General features: G+C 61.0%; 6 protein-coding genes. All 6 read right to left on the bottom strand.

From position 1 onward, the window contains the following. Positions 1–266, bottom strand: a 266-nt coding sequence (locus ACXJ5O_RS20370) for a fumarylacetoacetate hydrolase family protein (RefSeq protein WP_457301480.1), incomplete at its 3' end; no start/stop codon positions are given. A 51-nt stretch (positions 267–317) separates the two neighbouring features. Then, positions 318–1,718, bottom strand: a complete 1,401-nt coding sequence (locus ACXJ5O_RS20365; RefSeq protein ID WP_457301482.1) for an NAD(P)(+) transhydrogenase (Re/Si-specific) subunit beta — start codon at positions 1,716–1,718, stop codon at positions 318–320. A 16-nt stretch (positions 1,719–1,734) separates the two neighbouring features. After that, positions 1,735–2,148 carry an NAD(P) transhydrogenase subunit alpha gene (locus tag ACXJ5O_RS20360; RefSeq protein WP_114433118.1) on the bottom strand — a complete coding sequence of 138 codons (414 nt, stop codon included), beginning with the start codon at positions 2,146–2,148 and terminating at the stop codon, positions 1,735–1,737. Continuing rightward, on the bottom strand, positions 2,148–3,551 hold the full coding sequence (locus ACXJ5O_RS20355) for a Re/Si-specific NAD(P)(+) transhydrogenase subunit alpha (protein ID WP_457301479.1): 1,404 nt from the start codon (positions 3,549–3,551) through the stop codon (positions 2,148–2,150). Before ACXJ5O_RS20355 ends, ACXJ5O_RS20360 begins: the two co-directional genes overlap by 1 nt. Positions 3,552–3,712: 161 nt before the next feature. After that, positions 3,713–3,934, bottom strand: a complete 222-nt coding sequence (locus tag ACXJ5O_RS20350) for an aa3-type cytochrome c oxidase subunit IV (RefSeq protein ID WP_114433066.1) — start codon at positions 3,932–3,934, stop codon at positions 3,713–3,715. Between the two features lie 146 nt (positions 3,935–4,080). After that, positions 4,081–4,178 (bottom strand): DUF3096 domain-containing protein (locus ACXJ5O_RS20345; protein ID WP_457301481.1); only part of this gene is annotated, 98 nt, incomplete at its 5' end.

Here is a 4,178-nt window from a genome sequence, read left to right as displayed (position 1 = left end):
ACACTCGACAGGGCCTTCAACAGATAGAGCGGCTCGTCGGGTTTCGCGACATCGAGTTTGGCGGCGAGCTGATGGAAATTGTTCCACAGCGCGATGATCTTGGAAGGCTCGCAAGGTGCCAGCAAGCGAACCGAGGCGAGCGGCAGCCGCATGTCGGTGGCGATCGGTTGCTCGAACATGCTGCCTTGATAAACGACGATATCCTTGCCCTGCAGAAGGCCGAAGCCCTCCATGCCCTCATCGTCAAATCGTACCCATTGAGCCATTTTGTATCCTCCATTTTTGTAAGTGCGGACCTTTTCTTCTGCCCGTCGCTGTCAGTGATCGAGTGCCTTGACGATATTCTCGACCATTTTCTTGGCGTCGGCGAAGAGCATCATGGTGTTGTCGCGGAAGAACAGTTCGTTCTCGACGCCGGCATAACCCGAGCCCATGCCGCGCTTGATGAAGAGCACGGTTCCTGCCTTGTCGACATCGAGGATCGGCATGCCGAAGATCGGCGATTTCGGATCGGTCTTGGCGGCCGGGTTGGTCACGTCATTGGCGCCGATGACGAAGGCGACGTCGGCCTGGGCGAATTCCGAGTTGATGTCCTCAAGTTCGAACACTTCGTCGTAGGGCACGTTGGCTTCGGCGAGGAGCACGTTCATGTGGCCCGGCATGCGGCCGGCGACCGGATGAATGGCGTATTTGATCTCGACGCCCTCGGCCTTGAGCTTGTCGGCCATCTCGCGCAGGGCATGCTGGGCCTGCGCCACCGCCATGCCGTAGCCCGGCACGATGATGACCTTGGAGGCGTTCTTCATGATGAAGGCGGCATCGTCGGCCGAGCCCTGCTTGACCGGGCGCTGTTCGACTTCGCCGCTCGCCGCCCCGGATGTCTCGCCGCCAAAGCCGCCGAGGATGACCGAGATGAACGAGCGGTTCATGCCCTTGCACATGATATAGGAGAGGATCGCACCGGACGAGCCGACCAGCGCCCCGGTGATGATCAATGCCAGATTGCCGAGGGTGAAGCCGAGTGCTGCTGCCGCCCAGCCGGAATAGGAATTGAGCATCGAGACGACCACCGGCATGTCGGCGCCGCCGATCGGCACGATGATCAGGCCGCCGAGGATCAGCGACAGGATGACGATGAGCCAGAAGACGAGATGGCTTTCGGTCAGGACCAGCGCCACGACGAGAACGACGATGGCAATAAGCAGGCCCGCATTGAGGACGTGGCGGCCCGGCAGCATGATCGGCTTGCCCGACATGCGCCCGTCGAGCTTGAGGAAGGCGATGATCGAGCCGGTGAAGGTGATGGCGCCGATGGCAACGCCGATCGACATCTCGACCAGCGCCTGGCCATGGATCGAGCCGACCTCGCCAATGCCGAAGGAATCCGGTGCATAGACCGCGGCGGCCGCCACCATCACCGCGGCAAAGCCGACGAGCGAGTGGAAGGCGGCAACGAGCTGCGGCATCGCCGTCATGGCAATGCGCTTGGCGATATAGGCGCCGGCGCTGCCGCCGATGGCAAGGCCGACGACGATGAGCCCGAGCCCCTTGAGGCTTGGCTCGGCCAGAGCCAGCGTCGTGGCGATGGCGATGGCCATGCCGGTCATGCCGTAGAAATTGCCCTGGCGGCTGGTCGTCGGATGCGACAGGCCGCGCAGCGCCAGGATGAACAGGACGCCGGAGACCAGATACAGAAAAGTTGCGAAATTCACGCTCATTGCCATAGTCATCGCCTCACTTTTCTTTTTTCTTGTACATGGCGAGCATGCGGTGGGTGACGAGGAAGCCGCCGAAGATATTGACGCTGACGAGAACGAGCGCGATGAAGCCGAAGCCGGTGGCAAAGCCGCTGGCCGAGAGGCCAACGGCCAAGAGCGCGCCGACGACGATGACCGAGGAGATCGCATTGGTCACCGCCATCAGCGGCGTATGCAGCGCCGGCGTTACCGACCAGACGACATAATAGCCGACGAAGATGGCGAGGACGAAGATGGCCAGGCGGAAGACGAAGGGATCGACCGCACCGCCGGTGACCGCATGCGCCGCAGCGCCTGCCGCATCCGGCATGGCTCCGGCGGCCTGACGCACCATCTCGGTCGCCTGGTTCAAGGCATCGAGTGCCTTGTCGAGGGTTGCATCGGCAGCCATCATGCCTCTCCTTCAGTCGTTTTAGCGGCAGTCTTTGCTGCAGGGGATGGGGCTGCAGGGGATTGGGTCGCAGCGGGTTTGGCGGCAGCGGTCTTTGCGGCCGTCTTGGCTTTCGGTGCCGCCGCCTTCCTGGGGGCGGCCTTGGCCGTGGCAGCCTTTGCGGCGGGCGCCGGCTTGGCTGCCGCTGGCTTGGCAGGGGCAGCCTTCTTGACCGCAGCGGGCTTTGCCACTGAGGCTGCAGGCGCTGACGCTGCAGTTGCAGCACCAGCACTGGCTTCAGTACGGGCAAAATTCGGGTGCACCACCTTGCCGCCATGGGTCAGCACGGTGGCCTTGACCAGTTCGTCGTCGAAATCGATCTTGATGGCCTTGCTATCCTTGTCGACCAGTGTCTCGACGAAGGCGAGAAGGTTCTTGGCGTAAAGCTGCGAGGCGGTCGCGGCAATGCGGCCAGCGACATTCAGGTGGCCGACGATCTTGACGCCGTCCACTTCGGTAATCTTGCCGGCGACCGCGCCTTCGACATTGCCGCCGCGCTCCACCGCCAGATCGATGAGGACCGAGCCCGGACGCATGCGCGCATACATCTGACGCGTCACCAGCCTTGGGGCGGGGCGTCCCGGAATGAGCGCCGTGGTGATGACGATATCCTGCTTGGCGATATGGTCGGCAACCAGGGCCGCCTGCTTGGCCTGATATTCCTTCGACATTTCCTTGGCGTAACCACCCGCCGTCTCGGCTGCCTTGAATTCCTCGTCCTCGACCGCGAGGAACTTGGCGCCGAGCGAGGCGACCTGTTCCTTGACCGCCGGGCGCACATCGGTTGCCGTCACCACCGCACCAAGCCGGCGCGCCGTGGCAATCGCCTGCAGCCCGGCAACGCCGACACCCATGATGAACACTTTGGCGGCAGGCACGGTGCCGGCCGCCGTCATCATCATCGGCAAGGCCCGGTCATATTCCGAAGCCGCATCGATCACCGCCTGATAGCCGGCAAGATTGGCCTGGCTCGACAGAACGTCCATGACCTGCGCCCTGGTGATGCGCGGCATGAATTCCATGGTGAAGGCCGTGACACCGGCGTCCGCCAGCGCCTTGACCGCCGCATCATTGCCGTAAGGGTCGAGCATGGCGATGACCACCGCACCCTTCTTGTAGGCCTTGAGCTCGGCCGATGACGGCCGGCGCACCTTCAGCACCACATCGGCCCTGGCTGCATCGCCGGCCTTGCCGATCGCAGCCCCCGCCGCGACAAACTCGCTGTCCGGAATGCGCGAGGCAACCCCTGCGCCAGCCTCGACCACAACCGCAAACCCAAGCGCTATCAGCTTCTTGACCGTCTCCGGCGAACCGCCAACCCGCAGCTCGTCGATCTCTTTCGGTATGAACAGTGTCTGAGCCAAGCTCTCACCCCCAAGCAAGTTAAACACAACAAAACCAGTGGCCCCGTGACGAGACCAGCGCGGCTAGCGACTTATGACGGTTGGAACCCCCGATATGTGGATCGTTCGAGTGAACGCCCTTCGGTAGGTTATCCGCCCGGTATGTTACAAAACAGCTTGCCCTAGAGGAAAAACCAAGCGGCAACGCAAACAATGATGAAAAGGAGTGTGGCAGAGAAGAAGCCTCCGACGAAAAAACCGAATGCCATAGCAACCAGCAACGCAGCACAGGATACAACGCCCCATTTCGAGAGCGAAAGGAACAAATTGTAAGTGCTTTCATGTTCCTTGTAATCCATGGGAGCGCCCAATTCTGCTGGTGCAGTATCGTGATGATCAGCCATCTTCAAACCTCTTATAGTCGATGTCGCATTGGCAATAGCGAAAACACCGCATCAGCGCAATGCGCAGATAGTCGCTTGCAGGACACTCAATCGATATAAATCCAAGAAAGAGTTTATTCACTCCCGAACATAGATCTTCAGCTGTCTCATGCGAGAAGATGCGGAAACAGTCCTGTCACGCCGATAATGATCAGATAAAGCGCAACGATATAATTAAGCAGCCGAGGGGCGATCAGAATAAGTA

The organism is Phyllobacterium sp. P5_D12 (assembly GCF_054049495.1).
Note: the sequence above shows the minus strand (reverse complement) of the source record. Positions and strands in the feature narration are given on the sequence as shown.

What these genes read in the sequence shown, in the direction of transcription:
- ACXJ5O_RS20365 (WP_457301482.1), bottom strand. Translation starts at nt 1,718, where the DNA reads ATGAGCGTGAATTTCGCAACTTTTCTGTATCTGGTCTCCGGCGTCCTG.
- ACXJ5O_RS20360 (WP_114433118.1), bottom strand. Translation starts at nt 2,148, where the DNA reads ATGGCTGCCGATGCAACCCTCGACAAGGCACTCGATGCCTTGAACCAG.
- ACXJ5O_RS20350 (WP_114433066.1), bottom strand. Translation starts at nt 3,934, where the DNA reads ATGGCTGATCATCACGATACTGCACCAGCAGAATTGGGCGCTCCCATG.